This is a genomic window from Streptomyces sp. NPDC002092 (assembly GCF_053593775.1).
The window spans coordinates 93,026-114,529 of record NZ_JBSFDG010000022.1; the positions used below are offsets into that span (position 1 = coordinate 93,026).

A 21,504-nucleotide genomic window follows, 5' to 3' on the forward strand; every position below is an offset into this window, starting at 1 on the left:
CCTTGTCGTTCTTGTCGTTCTTGTCGTTCTTGTCGTTCTGGTTGTCCGGGGCGGGGGTTTCAGCGGACGCTGAAACCACCGTCCACGGTCAGGACCGATCCGGTGATCTGCCGGGACTCGTCGGAGGCCAGAAAGACGATCGCGGCGGCGACGTCCTCGGGTTCGATCAGCGCGTTCATGGGCTGTGCCTCGACGAAGGTCTTCTCGTGCTCGTGGACGGGCACCTCCAGCGCCCTGGCGATCTCGGCGAGCATCCTGCCCTCGGCCCAGGCGTCGTCGCGCACGGACCCCGGGCAGACCGCGTTCACGCGCACCTTCGTCGGCGCGAAGTCGAGCGCGGCGGATTTGGTGAGGCCGACGACGGCGTGCTTGGCGGCGACATAACCGGCGAAATGGCGGTAGCCGACGAGCCCGGCGGTGGAGGCGACGTTCACGATGCTGCCGGCGCGCCGGGCGCTCATCGCCCCGCCGACCTCACGGATCACCCGCCAGGCCCCGGAGAGGTCCACGTCGATCATCAGGGACCACTCGTCCTCTTCGATCTCGTGCACGGGTTTGCCCGAGGGGGCGGCGATGCCCGCGTTGTTGACGGCGACGTCGATCCGGCCGAACCGGTCCTCGGCGAGGGTCACCGCCTCCCGTATGCCATGAGTGTCACGGATGTCGGCCACCGCGGTGAGGACGGCCGCACCGGCGTCCCGGCACAGCGCGGCGGTGTGCTCCAACTGCCCTGGGGTGCCCAGCGGGTAGGGCACGCCCGGCAGGTCGGCGCAGATGTCCAGCAGCGTGAGGTCGGCGCCCTCGGCCGCACAGGCCACCGCGGCCGCTCTGCCGAGTCCGCGGGCGGCGCCGGTGACGAGGACCGACTTGCCGTGCAGACGCATCGGATACTCCCTGGAGGTCGTGAAGGGGCAAGGGGTGAGGGGGGTGCGGCTAGGGCAGCTTCGAGACGATCAGGCGGACCAGGGCGGGTGCGGAGTCGGTCAGATACATGTGGCCGCCTGGGATCTCCACGTGCTCGAAGTCGCGGCCGGTCGCCTTGTTCCAGGACGCGGCGTCGTCGTGGCCGACCAGTGCGTCGTCCTCGCCCCGAATGACCGTGAGGGGTGCGTCCAGCGGAAGGGGCGTGCTCGGTACGTAGGTCTCGTGCATCTCGACGTCGGCGCGCAGGGTGGGCAGGAGCATCTCGCGCATCTCCGGGTCGTCGAGGGCGGGATGGCTGTAGCCCGCGAACTCGCCGACGCGGGCGAGGAAGTCGTCGTCGGACAGGCCGGTGGCCCGCTGTTCACGGCTCTGACCGGGGTGCGGCGAGCCGCTGACGAACACGCGGACGAGGTCGATGCCGGGCTCGGCGACGAGGCGGTGCGCGAGTTCGTGGGCGAGCACGGCGCCGAGGCTGTGCCCGAAGAGGGCCACCTTGTGGTCGCCGGTGCCGAGCCGTTCCCGCAGCTGGAGGAGGAGTGCGTCGACGGCCTTGTGCGCATCCCGGTAGGGCTCCTCGTCGATCAGCCTTTCACGGCCGGGCAGTTGGAGCGGCACGATCTCCAGCGCGTCCCCGGCCAGATCGGCCCAGGGGCGGTAGAACGAGGCGCCCGCGCCGGCGTACGGAAGGCACACCAGCTTGGTCGCCTCCCCCATCGCCTTGATCAGGCTCTTGGGACGCATGTCGGTCCAGTGCTCGTTGACATGGTCCACGCAGGACTGCCGGCTCGCACGGCCGTGTACGACGGTCCAGCCGGCCGGGACCTCGGCGAAGGCGGGCCAGAGGGAATGCTGGCCCTCGTCGTTCACCAGGACCAGATGCTCGATGCTGTCGTCGTCGAAGGGGTTGGTGGTCATGACAGTTCCTGTTCCTTCTGTGGTGGACGGTTGCGGCCGAGATGTTCGGGGCTTTCGGACTGCTTCCGGAGCCGGCTGTCCAGCACCGGGCCGATCCGGTCCAGTGCCATGGGCCGGGTCATCTCTCCGTGCGTGCAGGGGATGTCGTGGTTGTCGATGTGGCCTTCGACGTACGGCTGCCAGGAGCGGTGGCGGCCCGGGACCGCGTCCGGATCCTGTGCGGCGGTGAAGAAGAGCAGGTCACCGCGGTAGGACTCGGGCGTGAACTCGCCCAGCAGGCGCCGGTTGTCGGCCGTCACGTCGACCAGGGCCGCCAGTTCGTTGTCGTCGAGGCTGCCGGGCATGTCGGGTACGCGGCGGACCAGCTCCGCGAACCGGCTCTCGGTCAGTGGCTCCGGGTCGTCCTCGGGCACCTGACGGCCGAGGATGGTGAGGAGGCTGCGCAGCAGCGCCGGGCGGTCGGACAGGGCGGGGCCCTGTCGGATCCAGGCCCCGGGAAAGGAGTCGAGCAGCGCGAGAAGCGCGACCTGCTCTCCGGCCTCCTGGAGGCCGACGGCGATGTCGTAGGCGACCAGGCCGCCCATGGAGTAGCCGAGCAGGTGGTAGGGGCCGTGCGGTTGTACTTCGCGGATGAGGGCGGTGTGCTCGGCGACCACCTCGGCCAGGCTGCCGGCCCGGTCCTGGCCCGGAATCAGGCCACGGGACTGCAGGCCGTACAGCGGGCGGCCGGCGCTGATGTGGCGGGCCAGCCCGGCGAAACCCCAGGACAGGCCGGAGGCCGGCGGAAGACAGAACAGGGGCTGGTGCTCGCCTCGGGTGCGCAGCGGGAGCAGAGGGCCCACGGGGGCCGTACCCGAGCCGCCGGAGTGGCCGGACCCTCCGGGACGGTCCGGCTCTGCGCGGTGGTCGCCTTCGGCCAGGCCTCGGGCCAGCGCCGCCACGGTTGGTGTGTGGAAGAGCGCACGCAGGGGCAGTTCGACGCCGAGTTCGGCGCGGATGCGTGCGGTCAGGCGGGGGGCCAGCAGGGAGTGGCCGCCCAGGTCGAGAAAGCTGTCGTGGATTCCGACCTGGGCCGGGGCGAGGCCGAGGACCTCGGCGAAGATTCCGCGTAGGGTCTCCTCCCGCTCGGTACGCGGGGCCGTCTTCGCGGCGAGCGGCGCGTCGGGGGCGGGCAGCGCCTTGCGGTCCAGCTTGCCGCTGGCGGTGTGCGGGAGCGCTTCGAGCGCGACGAACACCGAGGGGACCATGTGGGCGGGGAGGACACGTGCGAGATGGTCGCGGAGGCCGTCGGCATCGGCTCCCGATGCCGCCCCCTGAGCGGGTACGACGTAGGCGACGAGTTGTTTCCCGCCCCGCTGGTCCTCCCCCACCGTGGCCGCCGCCTCGGCGACGGCCGGATGTGCGGCCAGTACGGCTTCGATCTCGCCCAGTTCGATCCGGAAGCCGCGGAGTTTCACCTGCTGGTCGGCCCGGCCCAGGAAACGCAGCTGCCCGTCGGAACCGCGCACCGCCAGATCGCCCGTGCGGTACATGCGCTCCCCCGGCCCGCCGAAGGGGTCGGCGACGAACCGCTCGGCCGTCAGCCCCGGCCTGCCGAGGTAACCGCGGGCGGGGCCGCCGCCTGCCACGTACACCTCGCCGACGGCCCCGTCGGGCACGGGATGCAGCGCGTGGTCGAGCAGGTGGACGAGGTTGCGGGCGAGGGGGCGGCCGATGGGCGGCGCGCCCTTGTCGTCCGGGTCGGCGCCGGACTGCCAGGCGGTGGCATAGATGGTCGCCTCGGTGGGCCCGTAGAAGTTGACGAGCCGTGCCCCGGGGAAGGCGGCCTCGACGCCGGCCCGCAGCTGTTCGGGGATCGGTTCGCCGCCGAGGGCCACCGTGTGCGGTGAGACGGCAGGCCGCTCGGCGAGCACGCCGGCCATGACCGTGGGTACGCCGCTGATGAGACCCACGTCCCGTGGGGCGCTCTCGGTGAGTGCGAGGAGGTTCTCGACGATCTCGATACGCCCGCCGCACAGCAACGGCGAGAAGATCTCGAACACCGACACGTCGAAGTTGAGCGAGGTCGAGAACAGAACCTTGGCCAGCCGTTCGGGGCCGAACTCTGCATGGGTCCACTCGACGAACTCGACGGCGTTTCGGTGTGTGGCCAGCACGCCCTTGGGTCGGCCGGTTGAGCCGGAGGTGTACGTGATGTAGGCGAGGTTGTCGGGGGCCGAAAAGCCTGGAACAGAAGGACTTTGACGGCCCGTCGTCTCGCTGCAGGGGTTGAGCAGCGGTGTGCCCTTCGGCAGCGCCCCCGCCGTCTCCGCCGTGGCGAGAACGACGACCGGGCAGGCATCGTCGACGATGTACGCCAGCCGGCCGGCCGGGTAGGCCGGGTCGAGCGGCAGATAGGCGGCACCGGACTTCAGTACGGCAAGCACGGCGACGACCAGCTCCGCCGTGCGGGGCAGCGCGATGCCCACGACCCGCTCCGGGCCGGCTCCCTGGGCGGTCAGAAGACCGGCCAGCTGCTCGGCGCGGGCGTCCAGTTCGCGGTAGGTGAGACGGGTGCCGCGGTCCAGGACGGCTTCGGCGTCGGGGGTGGCCGCGGCCTGGGCCGACCAGAGGTCGGTGAGGGTGCGGGTCGCAGGGGGCGTGAGCCGGGGCCGCTGCGGGAGTTCCTTGGGCTCCAGGAGCCCAAGACGGCCCTGCGGGAGCTCCGGGTCGGCCGCCATGGCCTCGAGGATCCGCACCAGGCGGGCGAGCGTGGCCTCGGCCCAGCCCGCGTCGAACAGTCCCGGATGGTAGGCCAGCCGGAAGCGGGGCCGGGGGCCGGGGAGCGCCACGAGGGTCACGGGGTAGTGCGTGGCGTCGCGGCCGCTGGAGCCGACGACGCGGAGCCCATCGCCGTCACGTCCGTCGCCCGTCGCCTCCGGATCCACCGGATAGTTCTCGAAGATGACGATGCTGTCGAAGAGCTCCGGTACGCCCATGGCCCGCTGGATGTCGGCCAGACCGAGATGCTGGTGGTCGAGGAGGCGAACATAGCCGTCCTGGACCTGGCGGAACAGGGCGCCCAGGCTCTCCTCGGGCCGCAGCCGGACCCGCGTCGGGATGGTGTTGATGAACAGGCCGACCATCGACTCGACACCGGGGAGCTCGGGCGGGCGGCCGGAGACGGTGGCGCCGAAGACGACGTCGTCACGGCCGGTCAGGCGGCCGAGCAGGATCGCCCAGGCGCTCTGGACGAGGGTGTTCACGGTCACGCCGAGCCTCCTGGCGCATGCCGTGAGGGCGGCTCCGGTCTCCGCCGACAGCTCGGTCCGTGCCTGCGCCGGCTCGGTGGCGCCCAGAGTTGCGGCCGGGGCCAGTCGGGTCGGTTCCGTCACGTCGGCCAGCGCATCCCGCCAGGCGGCCTCGGCGGCGCTGCGGTCCCTGCGGCTCAGCCACTCCAGGAAGGTGCGGTACGGCGGGACGGGCGTGAGCACGGCCGGGTCGCCGTCTGCGTACAGGGCGAGCAGTTCCCGCAGGAGCACGGAGACCGACCAGCCGTCGAGCAGGATGTGGTGGTGGGTGACGAGCAGCCGGTGGCGGCGCTCGCCGGTGCGGACCAGGGTGCAGCGCAGAAGGGGCGGAGTGGCGGGGTCGAACCCGAGGGCGCGGTCCTCGTCGAGTAGTTCGGTCCACGCCTTCTCGGTGTCGAGGGTTCGGCCGGTCAGATCCGCCTCCGCCCAGGGCAGCGTCGCCCGGTGCGGGACGACCTGTACCGGCTGGCCGCCGCGCCGCCGCCGGAAGGCCGCCCGCAGGTTCGGGTGGCGGTCCAGCAGTGCCTGAGCGGCCGCGCGGAGGCGGCCGGCGTCCACCGGACCTTCGAGTTCGAAGACCAGCTGCACGACGTACACGTCGGGGGCGTCCCGTTCGTGCTCGTACAGAGCATGGAAGAGCAGGCCCTCCTGGAGCGGGGTCAGGGGCAGTACGTCGACCGGCCCGGGCTGCGTCATGTCGCCTCGTCTCGCTGTGTTCTGGCTCTGCTGGAGCTGCTGGTCTTCTCGGAAGGTCGGCCGGGCACGGGCGGGCGAACTCCGCTGCGGTTCGGCAGCGCCCCGAAAGGGCGCGGGGCCGTATCCGTATGCGGCTCCGCCGCGCGGGCGCGGCCAGCCACGATGGCGCTGCAGACGTTCGACGGGGAGCGCTCAGTCAAGGCCCGCAGCCAGCTCGTCCAGCTCGTCCCGGGACAGGCCCGCAACCGACAGACCGGCCTCGTTGCCGGACCGGGACACGAGTGCGGTGAGTGCCGTGAACCAGGACTCGGCCAGCGCCCGTACCTCCGGCTCGGTCAGCACGTCCTCGGGCCACGCCCAGTCGGCCACCAGCCGTGGTCCGGTGGGCATGTCGTGGACGACCGCGTTGATGTCGAGGGCATGGGCGGCGGCGAGGCCGGGGTCGCAGCCGGTACCGAGTGCCGACGACTCCGGGGCGAAGGCCCACGGCTCTGTGCCGGTGGCGGCGGGGGCGGTGAACCGGCCGAGGTAGTTGAAGCCGATCGCCGGTGCGGGCGCCTTGGCCAACTCGGATGCCGTGTCCGGGTTGAGGTGGCGCAGCAGGCCGTGTCCCACGCCGTGGTCGGGCAGTTCACGCAGCCGCTCCGCGACCCGGGTGGCGGCGAGGTCGGCCGCGGGTCCGGCGGCCAGGGCGTCAGCCACGTCCACGCCCTGCAGATCCAGGTGGACCGGGTAGAGCGAGGTGAACCAGCCGACCGTGGCCGACAGTTCGAGCCCGGGTGTCACTTCCTCGCGGCCGTGCCCTTCCACGTCGAGCACGACGTGCGGGGAGCCCTGCCGGTCGGCGACGGCCAGCGCGAGGCCGGCGAGCAGGACGTCCTGGACACCGAGGTGGAAGGCGGCCGGGACGCTGGTGAGCAGCGGTCCCGTGGTCTCGGTCGGCAGGGTGAGCCGCACGGAGCGCGTGGTGGCGGCGGTGTCCCGGTCGGGGTCGAGCGGGCGTCGGCCGAGCGGGGCGCGCGGGGCGTCGGCGATGCGGCGCCACAGTTCGGCCTCGGCGACCCGCGACGGCGTACGGGCCTGTCGGCCCAGCGTCAGGGACCAGTGGCGGAACGATGTGCCGACGGGCGCCAGTTGGGGGCTGCGTCCGGCGGCGACGGCCTCCCAGGCGGCCTTCAGATCGGGTACGAGGATGCGCCAGGACACGCCGTCCACGGCCAGGTGGTGGACGACCAGCAGCAGCCGTCCGACGCGGTCCGGTCCGGCGTCGAACCACACGGCCCGGACCATCGCCCCGGCCACCGGATCGAGCAGTCCCACAGCCCGGTCGAACTCCTCGGCCACGGCCGCGCGGAGGTCGTCGACGCCGGAGGAATCGGAGACATCCCGGCGGTCGAGCAGGTCCGCGGCGCGGACGCGGCCTGCAGGGGTGACGTCGAGTTCCGGGGCCGGGGTGAGCCGGGAGCGCAGCATGTCGTGGTGGTCGAGCACCGCCTGCAGGGCGTCGGTCAGCCGCGGCAGACCGGCGTCCGCCGGAACCGTCAGCAAGACGGACTGGCTGAACCGCCCGATCGGGCCGCCGCGTTCGAGCAGCCACCGCATGATCGGGGTGAGCGGGACCGTGCCCACGCCGTCGGTCGCGTGGACGCCCCCCACGCCGTCGGCGGTACCGCCGACCGGTCCACGGGCCACCGCCGCGAGTTCCTTCACCGTCTGGTGCTTGAAGACGTCCCGGGCGCTGATCACGACTCCGGCCTCGGCGGCCCGGCTCACCAGCCGGATCGAGGTGATGCTGTCGCCGCCGAGGGCGAAGAAGTCCTTGTCGAGCGGGACTTCGGGCAGCTTGAGCAGCTCGCGGAAGAGCCCGGCGAGGATGCGCTCGGCCGGGGTCGCCGGTTCCTGTCGCTCAACGGCACCGGGCGCGGGTGGTGCCTCGCGGACTTCTACGGAGGCCGTGTTCGACTGACCGCGCCGCTGCCATTCGTCGTCCTCCGGGAGGTCCACGTCCGCCACGCGCAGATCGGGATCGGCGGCGACGGCGGCCAGGAAGCGGACGAGCCGCCGTGTGAGCAGCTGAACCGTGGCCGGGTCGAACAGGTCGGTGCTGTACTCGGCGATGCCGTCGATACCGGCCGGGGCGCCGTCGCCCTGGCGGCGCTCGCTGAGGTAGAGGCAGAGGTCGAAGCGGGCGGCTCCGGTCTCGACTGGCTCGCGTACGACGCCCAGACCGGGCAGGGACAGGGCGACGTCCGAGGCGTGACCGGTGAACGCCAGCATCACCTGGAACAGCGGATGGCGGGCGAGGCTGCGCTGCCGGCTGAGGGCATCCACGAGGAGGTCGAACGGCACGTCCTGGTGGGCGTAGGCGGCGAGGTCGAAGTCCCGGACGCGGGCCAGCAGTTCACGGAAAGTGGGGTTGCCCGATGTGTCGGTGCGCAGAGTGAGGCTGTTGACGAAGAAGCCGACCAGGTCGTCCAGCCGGGAGTCGGCGCGTCCGGCGACCGGCGTGCCCATGGTGATGTCGGTACCCGAACCCACCCTGGTCAGCGTCGCGGCGAGACCTGCCTGGAGCACCATGAACAGGGTGACCCGGGAGGCTGAGGCGAGGTCGGCGAGCGCTGCATGCAGCTCTGCGCCGACGGTGAGTTCGGCGCGGTCGCCGCGTCCGCTGGGCTCGGCCGGCCTGGGACGGTCGACGGGGAGCGGCAGCTCCTCCGGGACGCCCGCCAACGCCTGGCGCCAGAAGGCGGTCTGACGTTCCAGCAGGCTTCCTGCGTCGCCTGCCGTCGCGCCGAGCAGTTCGCGCTGCCAGTGGGCGAAGTCGGCGTACTGGACGGGCAGTGGCCGCCACTGCGGGGCACATCCGCTGGTCCGGGCCGTGTACGCCGTCTCCAGGTCGCGCATCAGGGGCGCCATGGACCAGCCGTCGACGGCGATGTGGTGGGCGAGCAGCAGCAGGACGTGCGTGTCGTCGCCGAGGGTGAACAGGGTGGCGCGCAGCGGGGTTTCGGCGGAGAGGTCGAAGCGGTGCCCTGCCGCGGTGGTGAGCAGCGCGGGCAGTTCCGCCTCGGTGACCGGTACGACGGTGAGGTCCGGGCGTCCGGCCTCCGGGTCGAGGATCCGCTGGTACGGGATGCCCTGGAAGTCGGGGTGGAGGGTGCGCAGGGGTTCGTGGCGGGTCACGACGTCGGCGAGCGCCGCCGTCAGCGCCTCACGGTCGAGGGGGCCGGTGAGGCGCAGCGCCCAGGGGACCGTGTACGTGTTGGCGCCGTCGAGACGGCTCAGGAACCACAGCCGCTGCTGGGCGTACGACAGCGGAATCGGAGCGTGCCCGCGTTCCCGCACGGTGAGTTCGGGGCGCCGGGCGCCGCCCTCGCCTTCGCCGATTCGCACCGCCAGCCCGGCAGGCGTCGCCGCCTCGAACACCGTCCGTACGGGCAGTGCGACGCCCAGCGCACTCCTGATGCGGTCGGTGAGGCGCATGGCGAGCAGGGAGTCGCCGCCGAGGTCGAAGAAGCCGTCGTCCGCGCCGACCCGTTGCGGGTCCAGGCCGAGGACGTCGGCGTAGAGCCCGCACAGGATCTCCTCCTGCGGGGTGCGCGGGGCGCGGCCGCCGCTCTGCACGGAAGGTGCCGGCAGGGCGGCGCGGTCCAGCTTGCCGTTGGCGGTCAGTGGCAGCCGGTCGAGGACGACCACGGCGGAGGGGACCATGTGGTCCGGCAGCGTCCGCGCCGCGTGGCGACGCAGGGCGTCCGCGTCGAGGGCTCGTCCGACGGCGTAGCCGACCAGCCGTCCGTCCCGTACGAGGACGACAGCCTGCACCACGTCGGGATGGTCTGCGAGGGCTGCCTCCACCTCGCCGAGTTCGATGCGGAAGCCCCGGATCTTGACCTGGTCGTCCGCCCGGCCGAGGTACGCCAGCTCCCCGTCGGGCGACTGCCGCACCAAGTCGCCCGTACGGTACATCCGTTCCCCAGGTACTGCCGCGTACGGATCGGCCACGAAGCGCCCGGCCGTCAGCCCCGGCCGCCCCAGGTACCCGCGCGCGAGGCCCGCTCCCGCCACGTACAGCTCGCCGGTCCCACCCGGGGGCACGAGCCGCAGGCCCGAGTCGAGGACGTATGCGCGCAGGTCGGGGATCGGCCGCCCGATGCCACTGGCCTGCGGCCGGTCGCCCACCGCGGCCTTTGTCAGCGGCAGGCCGGTGACATGGACCGTCGTCTCTGTGATGCCGTACATGTTGACCAGTACGGGTGTGTCCTGCAGGTGCCGGGTGTACCACTCGGCGACCAGCGTGAAGTCGAGTGCCTCACCGCCGAAAGCCACGTACCGCAGGGCCAGTTCGCGCCCTGCGTCCGGCAGGGCGGCCTCCGCGCGCAGGAGTTCACCGAAGGCCGAGGGCGTCTGGTTCAGCACCGTGACGCGTTCGCGCGCGAGCAGCCGCAGGAACTCTTCCGGATCACGGCTCACCGCATGCGGGACGACCACGAGCGTGCCGCCGTGCAGCAGAGCGCCCCACAGCTCCCACACCGAGAAGTCGAACGCGTAGGAGTGGAAGAGCGTCCACACGTCGTCCGGGCCGAAGTCGAACCAGTGCCGTGTGGCCGAGAAGAGCCGTATGACGTTGTGGTGCGGGACCGCGACGCCCTTGGGGCGGCCGGTCGAGCCCGAGGTGTAGATGACGTAGGCGAGGTGGTCGGCGGTCAGGAACGGCGCCTCGGGGGCCCTGCCGGGACAGGTCAGCGCCTCGTCCGGGGTGACCACTGGGATCTCGCTTGGCGGCAGGCCCGCGGCAACGTCCGGCACGGTGACCAGCAGCACCGGATCGGCGTCGGCCAGCATGAACTCCAGCCGGTCCGCCGGGTACTCCGGGTCCATCGGCACATACGCGGCGCCGGTCTTCAGGACCGCCAGCACGGCCACCACCAGCTCGGGGGAACGCGGCAGTGCGAGCGCCACCAGTCGCTCCGGGCCCGCACCGCGCGCCGCCAGCAGGTGAGCCAGGCGGTCGGCCCGCGCGTCGAGTTCGGCGTAGCTGAGGCGGGTGCCCTCGTGCAGCACGGCCGTGGCGTCGGGGGTACGGGCCGCCTGGGCAGCGAACAGCTCGGTCAGGGTGGCCGACGACGGTACGGACGCGTCTGCGTCCCAGCCCGGCAGCAGCTCCCGCTCTTCCGGCAGCAGGACCTCGACCTCGCGCACGCGCCGCGTCGGGTCGGCCACGAAGGCCTCCAGTACGGCGGCGAACCGGTCCAGGAGCTGCCGGGCGCCCCTCTCGTCGTACAGGTCGGGCCGGTAGGACAGGCGCAGGGCGAGGCGGCCGGCGGGCAGGACGGCGAGGGTGAGCGGGTAGTGGGTGGCGTCGCGGCCGGTGAGCTGGGTGACCCGGGAGGCGCCGGGACCGGTCGTGGCCGGGTGGTTCTCGAAGGCCAGCAGGGTGTCGAAGAGTTCGCCGCTGCTTCCCGCGGAGCGCCTGATGTCGGCGAGTCCCAGGTGCTGGTGCGGAAGCAGGGCGGCCTGCCGCTGGTGCAGCGCCGTGAGGAGGTCCGTGACACTGCCGTCCTCGTCCCAACGGACCCGGGTGGGAACGGTGTTGATGCAGAAGCCCACCATGGAGGCGATGTTGGGCAGCTCGGGCGGGCGCACGGTCACCGCCTGGCCGAAGACGATGTCGGTGCGGTCGGTCAGGCGGCCCAGCAGGACGCCCCAGGCGCCCTGGACGAGCGTGTTGAGAGTAACCCCGAGGGAGCGGGCGGTGGCCTCGGCGGCGCTGGTCGGCTGCTCGGGGAGTTCGACGACGAGTTCGCGGGGCAGGACGGCGGTGGTCGGGCCGGGGGCGAGCAGGGTGGGCTCGTCCGCATCCGAGAGGGCGTCGCGCCAGGCCGTCTCGGCGGCGGTGCGGTCCTGGCGTTCCAGCCAGGCGAGGTAGTCGCGGTAGGCGGGCGCCGGCGGCAGGGCGGTGGGGTGTTCCCCCGCGTGCAGGGTGGTGAACTCGCGTACCAGCAGCTGCTTCGACCAACCGTCCAGCAGGATGTGGTGATTGGTGACGAGCAGGCGGTAGCGGTCAGCGGACCACTTGACCAGCACGTACCGCAGGAGCGGGGGCTTGGCGAGGTCGAACCGGCGGGCGCGTTCCTCGTCCAGCAGCCGTTCCCACTCCTTGTCGCGCTCGCTCTCCCCGAGGGCCGTCAGGTCGGCCTCCGCCCAGGGAAGTTCGACGTCCGTGGGCACGATCTGCAGGGGCCGCCCGGCGTCCCGGCGGCGGAAGCAGGCGCGCAGGTTGGGGTGCCGGTCGAGCAGGGCCTGTCCGGCGGCGCGTACGGCCGCGGGGTCGACGGGGCCCTCCAACTCCAGGATCTGCTGGGTCGCGTAGAGGTCGGGGGACTGCTCGTCGTCGTACAGGGCGTGGAAGAGCAGGCCCTCCTGCAGCGGCGACAGGGGCAGGATGTCGGCGATTCCGGAACCGGTCCGAGTCACCTGGGTTACCTCCACTCATTGCCGAACTCGGCTTCGAGTTCGTCGATCTCTGCTTGGGACAGCGACACCAGGGGCAGGTCGGACGGGGTGTGCCCGCCCGCCTCGCGGGTGCCGCCCGCGGCCTGCGCGGTCAGCTCCGCCAGCCACCGGTCCGCGAGGGCGTGTACGTCGTCCTCGGACCAGATGCCGGGGGCCCAGGACCAGGTGGTGTCGAGCCGGCCGTCCTCTGCGGTCACGGCGGTGATCTCCAGGCCGTGGGCCACGGGCATGGCGGGATCGTGCACGGCGCCGAAATTGCGCAGCGGTTCCGGTGCGAGGGACCAGTCGCCCTCGACCGAACGGGCTGTCCGGCCCAGGTAGTTGAAGCCGATCTCCGGTGTCGGGAGAACCGCGAGGAGCGGCCCGTTGGAGGGATCGAGATGGCGCAGCAGGCCGTATCCGATGCCGTGGTCCGGGACGGACCGCAGCTGTTCCTTGACGGTCTTGAGGACCTGGGCCGGATCCGCGGGGTCGGCTCCGGCGAGGTCGAGCCGGGCGGGCACGACGCTGGTGAACCAGCCGACCGTGCGCGACAGGTCCAGTCCGTCGGCGATCTCCTCGCGGCCGTGCCGCTCGACGTCCAGCAGGAGGGCCGGGTGGCCGTCCTTGGCGCGCCGCCAGCGCACGAACGCTGCGGCCAGCGCGGCGAGCAGGACGTCGTCGGGTCCGGCGTGGAAGGCGGCGGGCACGGTGGTGAGCAGATCGTTGGTGACCGCGGCCGGGAGCTGCCGGGTGAGATGGCGCATCTCGCCGACGACGTCTCGCCGGGGATCGGGCCTGCGGGTGCCCAGCAGAGGACCGGGATCCCCCACCGTGTGGCGCCACACGTCGATTTCCGTTGCCCGTGCCGGTGTGCCGGCCTCCCGCTCCAGCAGCCGGGCCCAGTGCCGGAAGGAAGTGCCCTGCTCGGGGAGGTCCTCCTCACGCCAGGCCGCGGCCAGGTCGGAGCGCAGGATGCGCCAGGACACACCGTCCACGGCGAGGTGATGGATGGTCAGCAGGAGCCGCCCGGGGCGGCCGGGACCGGCGTCGCACCACACCGCGCGCAGCAACTCGCCTTGCTCCGGGCGGAGTTGTGACGCCGATTTGTTCACCAGCTGTGCGAAGTCGGCCGGTCCGGCGACGCATTCCAGCACCGTGGCCGCGTCGACGGTGCCGGGCGCAGGAATCTCGGCCGTCCATTCGTCGGGCGTCAGACGCATCCGCAGCACGTCGTGGTGGTCGAGTACGGCCTGCAGCGCGGCGGTCAGGCGCTTCTCGTCCGCGCCCGGCGGAGTGACGAGCAGCACCGACTGGCTGAACGCCCCGATCGGGCCGCCGCGTTCCCGCAGCCGGTGCATGGCCGGGGTGAGGGGCAGCGTTCCGATCGGCGAGTCCTGTTCGGCGGCCGGGCCGGCAGCCGGACGATCGGCGGCCGCGGCGGCGAGACCGGCGACCGTACGGTGCTCGAACACGTCCCGCGGGGTCAGCCGCAGCCCTTCGGTGAGCGCGCGGCTGACCAGGTGGATGGAGGTGATGCTGTCACCGCCCAGGTCGAAGAAGCCGTCGTCGACACCGACGGTGTCGGCGGCAACTCCGAGGACCTCGGCGAACAGATCCCTGAGTGCCTCCTCCTGGGGGGTGCGCGGCGCCCGTCCCGTCGCCGTGCCCCGGGTGGTGTCCGGTGCGGGCAGCGCGGCGCGGTCCAGCTTGCCGTTGGCGGTCATCGGCAGCGCGTCGAGCGCCACGAGCGCCTCGGGGACCATGTGGGCGGGCAGCCGGCGGGCGGCGTGCGCGAGGACGGCGGGGCAGTCGGTCTCGGTGGCTCCTACGACGTATCCGACCAGGCGCCGGACGCCGGTCCGGTCCTCGTGGACCACCACCGCGGCCTGGGCGACGGCCGGATGGGCGGTGAGCACGCCCTCGACCTCGCCGGGCTCGATCCGCAGTCCCCGGATCTTGAGCTGGCCGTCGGCCCGCCCGCGCAGTTCCAGGGTGCCGTCGGCCCGCCACACGGCCAGATCCCCGGTCCGGTACATGCGCCCGCCGGACGGATCGAAGGGGTCGGCGACGAACCGCTCGGCGGTCAGACCGGGCCGCCTCCAGTAGCCGCGGGCCACGTGATCACCGGCGACGTACAACTCGCCCTCGACACCGGCCGGTACGAGGTTCAGCCGGGCGTCGAGCACATACGCCCGGGTGTTCCACATGGGGCGGCCGATGGGCACCGGCCCGGTCGGCAGTTCGTCGCCGGGCTCGATGCGGTGGTCGGTGCAGCCGACGGTGAGCTCGGTCGGGCCGTAGTGGTTGATCAGGCGTGCGTCGGGGTGGTCGCGGCGCCAGGTGCGCAGGGCCTCGCCGACCAGTGCCTCGCCGCCGAGCATGAACTCCTCGGCGGGCGAGAGGTCGTGCGGCAGGGCGGGCAGCAACGGCAGGTGGCTGGGGGTCGCCTTGAGGAAGGTGTAGCCGCCGTCCGCCGGCGCCGCCCCCGCGTCGTGGAAACCGGCGATGTGCACCCGGCCGCCGGCGGCGAGCGCCCCGTGCAGGGTGGTCACGGTGGCGTCGAAGGACAACGTGGCGTGCAGCAGTGAGGTACCGCGCAGACTCGGGTACGCCTCGACACAACGGGCCACATAGGTGGTGAGGTTGCGGTGCTCGACGACGACGCCCTTGGGGCGGCCGGTGGTGCCGGAGGTGTAGATCAGGTAGGCGGGGTCGCCGGGCCGGGCCTCCGGGAGCGGTGTGCCGGGATCGTCCGGGACCGCGTCGGGAGCCACGGCCGGGCAGCCGACGCTGGACTCGGCGGGGAGCCGTTCCCTGGCGATCACACACACCGGGTCCGCGTCGGCGAGCAGATGGGCGGTGCGCTCAGCCGGATGTTCCGGGTCCAGCGGCAGATACGCGGCGCCGGCCTTGAGGACGGCGAGCACGGCGACCGCGAGGTCGGCCGAACGGGGCAGCGAGAACGCGACGATCCGCCCCGGACCGGCACCGTGCGAAGAGAGGACTCGCGCCAACCGATCGGCGTGGTCATCGAGTTGACGATATGTCAGTGAGTTGGTGCCGTCCTCCACGGCGACGGTGTCCGGTGTCTCGGCGGCGCGCGCCTCGAAGAGGCGAGGGAAGGTGGCGTCCGGTACTTCGCGCGCCGTGTCGTTGAACTCGGTCAGAAGCCGGTGACGTTCGCGGTCGCCGAGGATGTCATGGCTGCCGATGACGCGGTCGGGATGGCTGACCGCGGCCCGCAGCAGCCGCTCCAGACGGGCGGCCAGGTCCTCGGCCGTGCGCCGGTCGAAGAGGTCGGCGCTGTACTGGAGGATGCCCTCGATGCCGTCCGGGGAGCCGTCGGGGGCACGGTGCTCGCCCAGGTTGAAGGTCAGATCGATCTTGGTGGCGCCGGTCTCCACGGGGAGCATGCGGGCATGCAGTCCGGGGAGGTCGAGGCGGGGTCCGGCGGTCGGCCGGAAGGCGAGCATCACCTGGAAGAGCGGGTGCCGGGCAAGCGATCGAGGCGGGTTGAGGGCCTCCACCAGGTGCTCGAAGGGCAGCTCCTGGTGGGCGTAGGCCGCCAGGTCAATCTCCCGGACCCGGGCCAGCAGTTCACGGAAGCTGGGGTCGCCCGAGGTGTCGGTGCGCAGCACGAGGGTGTTGACGAAGCAGCCGACCAGGTCGTCCAGCACCTCGTCGGCACGACCGGCGACCGGCGTGCCGATCGGGATGTCGGTGCCCGCGCCCAGCCGGGTCAGCAGGGCGGCGAGGCCCGCCTGCACCACCATGAACACCGTCGTGCCGGTCTCGCCGGCCAGGGCCCGCAGTCGCCGGTGCAGGTCCGCGTCCAGCCGGACGGGGATGTCGCCGCCCCGGTGGGTGGCGCGGGCCGGGCGCGGGCGGTCGGCGGGGAGCGGGAGTTCGTCCGGGAGCCCGGCGAGCGCCGCGCGCCAGTGGTCGAGTTGACGGTCCTGGTCGTCGCCGAGCACCTCGTGCTGCCAGACGCAGTAGTCGGCGTACTGGAGGGGCAGGGGCGCCCAGCCCGGCTCCCGGCCCTCCAGCCGGGCCCGATAGGCCGTCGTCACATCCAGGAGGAGGGGGTCCAGGGACCAGCCGTCGGCGGCGATGTGGTGCAGGACCAGGAGGAGGACGTGGTCCTCGGGGCCCAGGGTGAGGAGGTGCGCGCGGAACGGCACGCCCTCTGCGATCTCACATGCCTCCCCCGCCAACTGAGCCAGCCGATCAGGCAGTTGGGCCTCGGTCACCTGGTCGACACACAGGTCCGGCTCGGCTCGGTCCAGCAGCCGCTGGGACGGAAGGCCGCCGGCGTCCGGGTAGACGGTGCGCAGGATCTCATGCCGGGCGACGAGGTCCGTGAGGGCCGCGTGCAGCGCGTCCACGTCGAGGGGGGCGCCGGTCAGCCGTACGGCGAGGGGGATGTTGTAGGCCGCGCTCGGGCCCTCCAGCCGGTGCAGGAACCACAGCCGCCGCTGGGCGGACGACAGCGGGGTCCCGTCGAGGGCCGTGCGCGGAGTGGGCCGCGGGGCGGGGCGTACGGCCGCCTGGGCGGCGGACAGCAGCCGGGCGAGCCCGGCCGGCGTGGGCGCCTGGAAGACGTCGCGCAGGGTCAGCTCGACGCCGAGGGTGCTACGGATGCGCCCGAGGAGGCGCAGAGCGAGCAGCGAGTGCCCGCCGAGTGCGAAGAAGCCGTCACGGGAGCCGACGTCCGGGAGGCCGAGCAGGTCGGCGAAGAGAGCGCACAGGACGTCTTCCTGGGGGGTGCGCGGGGCGTGAGCCTGCGGGGCGGCAGCGGTCGTCGGGGCGGGCAGCGCGGCCCGGTCGACCTTGCCGTTGGGGGTCAGCGGCAGCTGGTCCAGGGCCACGACGGCCGCGGGGACCATGAAGTCGGGCAGGCGGGCGGCCAGGTGGTCGCGGAGGGCTTCGGGGGTGGGTGCGGCGGCGCCCTCGGCCCGCTGTTCCCCCGCAGCCACCACGGCTGGTCCCGAACGGACCGCGTACGCGACCAGCCGTCGATCGCCCGGCCGGTCCTCTCGGACGACGGCCACCGCCTGGGTGACCTCGGGGTGGGCGGCGAGAGCGGTCTCGACCTCGCCCAGTTCGATGCGGAAGCCGCGGAGTTTGACCTGGCCGTCGGTGCGGCCGTGGAACTCCAGCTCGCCGTCGGCCGTCACGCGCGCGTGGTCGCCCGTGCGGTACATACGGGACCCGGGCGGGCCGTAAGGGTCGGCGGTGAAGCGTTCGGCGGTGGCGGCGGGGCGGTCGAGGTAGCCGCGGGCCACACCGGGCCCCGCGACGTACAGCTCCCCCACCGTGCCCGGTGGTTGTGGCTGCAGGGCGCCGTCGAGGACGTAGGCGCGCATGCCGTTCAGGGGGCGGCCTACGGGCAGCGGATCGGGTACGGTCGCGGCCGCCGTGCAGGGGCGGGTGGTGGCGAAGGTGGTCGTCTCGGTGGGGCCGTAGCCGTCGGTGACGGTCAGTCCGGGGCAGGCTGTCAGGACCCGGCGGACCGCCGGCGCGGGCACGGCCTCTCCGCCGGTCCACACCTGGCGCAGCCCCGCGAAGCAGCCGGGGTCCTCCTCGGCGGCGAGGCGGAACAGCCCGGCGGTGAGCCACAGAGCCGTCAGCCCGTGGCGCTGTGTCAGACGGGCTACGGCGGCGGCGTCCACGTCCCCCTCCGGCCCTGCGACCACGGCGGTGCCGCCGTTCAGCAGCGGTACCCACATCTCGTAGGTGGAGGCGTCGAAGGCCGTCGGGGAGTGCACCAGCACGCGCGCGTGCGCGCCGTCCGCGAACGCCGAGTCGGCGGCCAGGGCGGTGACGTCGCGGTGGGTGACGGCGACGCCCTTGGGGGTGCCGGTGGAGCCGGAGGTGTAGCTGACGTAGGCGAGCTGGGCGGGGTGCAGGAGCACCGCGGGATCCGTGTCCGGTTCGGCGGCGAGCGTCGGGTCCTCGGGAGCGACCGTGATCGCCGCGTCGTACGGTTCGGTCGGCTCGGTGTCGGTCAGCAGGACGTTTGCGCCGGTCTCGGCCAGGATCTGCCGGGTGCGGGCGGCCGGGGCGCGCGCGTCGAGGCCGACGTATGCGGCGCCCGCCTTGAGTACGGCCAGGAGCGCGGCCAGGAGTCCGTCGGAGCGGTCCAGCAGGACCGCCACGCGGTCCTCCGGGCGGACACCGAGGGCGATCAGCCGGTGTGCGAGGCGGTTGGCGCGGCCGTTCAACTGCCTGTAGGTGCTGCTGCGTTCGCCCTGGATGACCGCCGTGGCGTCGGGGGTGGCCATGACCCGGGCCGCGAAGAGTTCCGGCACGGTCGTCGCCGCTCCCGCGGGCGCGGCGGAGCCGGCGAGCCGGGCGTCCGCCCGCTCCTCCGGCAAGGTCACCTCGACCTGGCCGACCGGGGTGCCGGAGGCGATGACGGCTCGGGCGAAGTGCTCCACGAAGCGGGCGAAGCGCCGGTGATGGGCGGCGAGTTCGGCGTCCGTGTAGTGGTCGGGGCCCGCGTCGAGGTCGATGCGGATGCCGTCGCCGTCCGCACGGTCGTACACGTTGACGGCGAGGTCCTCGACGGGTCCCGTGGACAGGTTGTGGCGGGTGGTGGCATGCCCGGCGAACCGCAGCTCCGGGCCGAACGCCATGATGTTGACGACCGGCCCGAAGAAACGGGGGCCGTCCTGCGGCCAGTCCGGCTCCCGGCGGAGGTCCTCGCCGCGGTACCGCTGGTGCGCCAGCAGCTCGCGGGTGGCGGAGGCCGTCCGGCGTACGAGGTCTTCGGCGGCGGTGTCGGGCCGTACGGGCAGCCGCAGCGGAAGCACGTTGGACGCCATGCCCGGCGTGGCGAGTTCGGTCTCGCTCTCGCGGGCGGTGACGGCGAGGCCCAGGACGATGTCCCGGGCTCCGGTGAGCCGGTGCAGATAGGCGGCGGTCGCCGCGAGCAGGACGCGCGACCAGCGGGTCCCGGCCTGTTCGGCGGCCGCGTGCACCAAGTCCCCTGCTGTCTGCGGGAGATGGCCGGTACGGCGCAGGAAGCGCCCAGCGACGTGCGGCGGGCGGGCGGACAGGCTCACCGGGTCGGGGCGGTCGGCGAGCGCGGACGTCCAGAACTCCCGGTCCGCCGCGTGCCGTTGGCCGGTGCGGTAGGCCTCGTCCGCGGCGACCAGGGGGGCGAGGGGCGCGGCCGGCGGAACATGCGGTGTGCCCGCGACGAGGGCGCTGTAGGCGTCGGCGACCCGGCGCGCGAGGAGGGAGCAGCTGTAGCCGTCGACGGCGATGTGGTGGTAGCGCTGGTACCAGATCCAGTGGGTGGCCGTGAGGTGCAGCAGCGCGTACCGGAAGAGCGGTGGCCGGTCGAGGTCGAACGGTGTGGCGAAGTCGGCGGCCATCCAGGCCTCGGCGGCCGACCGGGGGTCGGCTTCGCCCGTGAGGTCGACGACGGGAAGCTCCCGGGCGGGGTCGGGGTCGACGAGTTGGCGGACGGTGTCGTCCTCGGCCGTGAACCGGACCCGCAGTGTCTCGGTGGCCGCCACCACCTGCTGGACGGCCGCCCGGAAGCGGACGGGGTCGACGGGGCCGTGGATCTCGGTGTATTCGCCCACGTTGTAGGCGGGCCCGGCGGGGTCGAGCCGCTGCCCGAACCACATGGAGCGCTGGGCGGCGGACACGTCCAGGGTGCGGGGGACGGTCATCGGGCGGCCTCCGTGACCGCCGTGAGGCCGGTCAGCTGCCGTGCCACCAGCTCGGCCACGTGCCGCGGGCCCTCGTCGCGTCCGGGCCAGGGGACGCGCAGCCAGGGCTCGGCGGGGATCAGCGGCAGGTCACGGGCCTGGCGGGCCCGGCCGCCTCCGGTGATGTTGAGGAGGACGAGTTCGTCCCGGCGGACGCGACCGGTTCGCGCCGACTCGGCCAGGGCGGCCAGGGCCACTCCGGCGCCCGGCTCGATGTCGATGCCCTCGACCTCCTCGAACAGGGCCATCGCGGCGAGGGCGGCGATGTTGTCGGTCCACAGGACGTCGCCGCCGCTCTCGGAGAGCACGTCGCGCACACCGCCGCGGACGGTGAACGGCGGACGCCTGTTGGTCAGTTCGCGTGCCAGCGGCTGGAGCTCGCGATCGCTGTCGCTGTCGCTGTCCCGGTCCTGGCGGGCAGGAGCGGAACCGGTACATCGCCAGGCGTCGTACAGCGGTGCGAAGGGCGCGTTCTGGCACATCAGCAGGCGGGGCAGTGCCTCGCCGTCGGCGCGCAGCCTGCGGGCGGCCTCGTGGGCGCCGATGGCTCCGGTGCCGCTGCCGACGGCCTGCACATAGGTCTCCGGCAGCCGTCCGAGGGCATCGGCGGCGGCCAGCATCACGGTGCCCAGGCCGTCGCGGCGGCCGACGTTGCGTGCACCGCCCTCGGCGTGGTGGCCGGGCAGGGCGGACAGCAGGTCGGCGCAGGCGATGGCGTCGCTGTAGGTGGCGGTGCCGTCGAGGACCACGAGCCGGACGCGAGGGTCGAGCGGTGCGGGGAAGCGCATCCGCTCCAGGGCCGGTGCGGGCACGACGAGCAGACAGGGCACCCGGTGGCAGGTGGCGGCCCAGGCGAAGGCGGCAGCGGTGTTGCCTGCTGAGGGAATGACGAGCACGGGCGGCCCGGCGGGCAGTCGGCCGAGCACCGTGTAGGCCTCGAGGTCCTTGAACGTACAGGTCGGCAGGGCCGCCCCGCGCTCGGGCCAGTACCCGTTGAAGGCGACCCACAGCCGGTCGAGGCCGATACGGCGCCCGAGCCGCTCGGCGCGGTGGACGACCGGGCCGGGAACGTCGGGGAACGTGCGCACCACCGGCAGCAGCGGGGCATGCCGGAACAGACCGCTGTTTTCACCGACGCGGGTTCCGGTTGTGTTCCGCTCGCTGTTGTACTCGGTGCGCAGGAATGCCGGTTCGTGCCGACGGGAGCAGTCGAGGAGGAGACCGTCGTCCTCGTAACGGGTTCCGCAGGAGGAACAGACAACGGTGTAGTGACGTGTTCCCGGGCCTACTCCGGACATCTTCGCTTGCCTTCCGCAGTGCCTCGTTTCGCTGATCAATTGGAACCGTCACTTCAGGACGGGCGGGCGACGCCCGAATTACCTTTTGGCGACGCCCTGTTGACAGACAGGAAGCGCTTACTCCCTCCTTGCACGGAACGGCGGACTGTTCAGTTCCGCTTC

Annotated in this window: 6 protein-coding genes and 1 pseudogene; all 7 read right to left on the minus strand. The window is 72.9% G+C overall.

The features are described from left to right. Positions 1-59: 59 nt before the first annotated feature. The 7 genes and pseudogenes from ACWCRD_RS38230 to ACWCRD_RS38260 all read right to left on the minus strand — a co-directional run bounded on the left by ACWCRD_RS38230 (position 60) and on the right by ACWCRD_RS38260 (position 21,342). Positions 60-884, minus strand: coding sequence for an SDR family oxidoreductase (locus ACWCRD_RS38230; RefSeq protein WP_450970290.1), 825 nt, complete (start codon positions 882-884; stop codon positions 60-62). 49 nt (positions 885-933) lie between these two features. Beyond that, the gene (locus ACWCRD_RS38235; RefSeq protein ID WP_450970316.1) at positions 934-1,638 is read right to left on the minus strand and encodes a thioesterase II family protein; all 705 of its coding nucleotides are present in this window, start codon (positions 1,636-1,638) and stop codon (positions 934-936) included. A 51-nt stretch (positions 1,639-1,689) separates the two neighbouring features. Next, a pseudogene (locus ACWCRD_RS38240) lies at positions 1,690-1,839 on the minus strand (MbtH family protein); the annotation flags it as partial. Then, positions 1,836-5,825, minus strand: a complete 3,990-nt coding sequence (locus ACWCRD_RS38245) for an amino acid adenylation domain-containing protein (protein WP_450970291.1) — start codon at positions 5,823-5,825, stop codon at positions 1,836-1,838. The gene ACWCRD_RS38245 and the pseudogene ACWCRD_RS38240, both read right to left, overlap by 4 nt. A gap of 192 nt (positions 5,826-6,017) precedes the next feature. Further along, on the minus strand, positions 6,018-12,299 hold the full coding sequence (locus ACWCRD_RS38250) for an amino acid adenylation domain-containing protein (protein ID WP_450970292.1): 6,282 nt from the start codon (positions 12,297-12,299) through the stop codon (positions 6,018-6,020). 5 nt (positions 12,300-12,304) lie between these two features. Further along, positions 12,305-20,005 (minus strand): amino acid adenylation domain-containing protein, encoded by a 7,701-nt coding sequence (locus ACWCRD_RS38255; protein WP_450970293.1) that lies wholly within the window; start codon positions 20,003-20,005, stop codon positions 12,305-12,307. Beyond that, a complete protein-coding gene (locus ACWCRD_RS38260) occupies positions 20,002-21,342 on the minus strand; it encodes a cysteate synthase (protein WP_450970294.1) in 1,341 nt (446 codons plus the stop codon). Before ACWCRD_RS38260 ends, ACWCRD_RS38255 begins: the two co-directional genes overlap by 4 nt. Positions 21,343-21,504 lie beyond the last annotated feature (162 nt).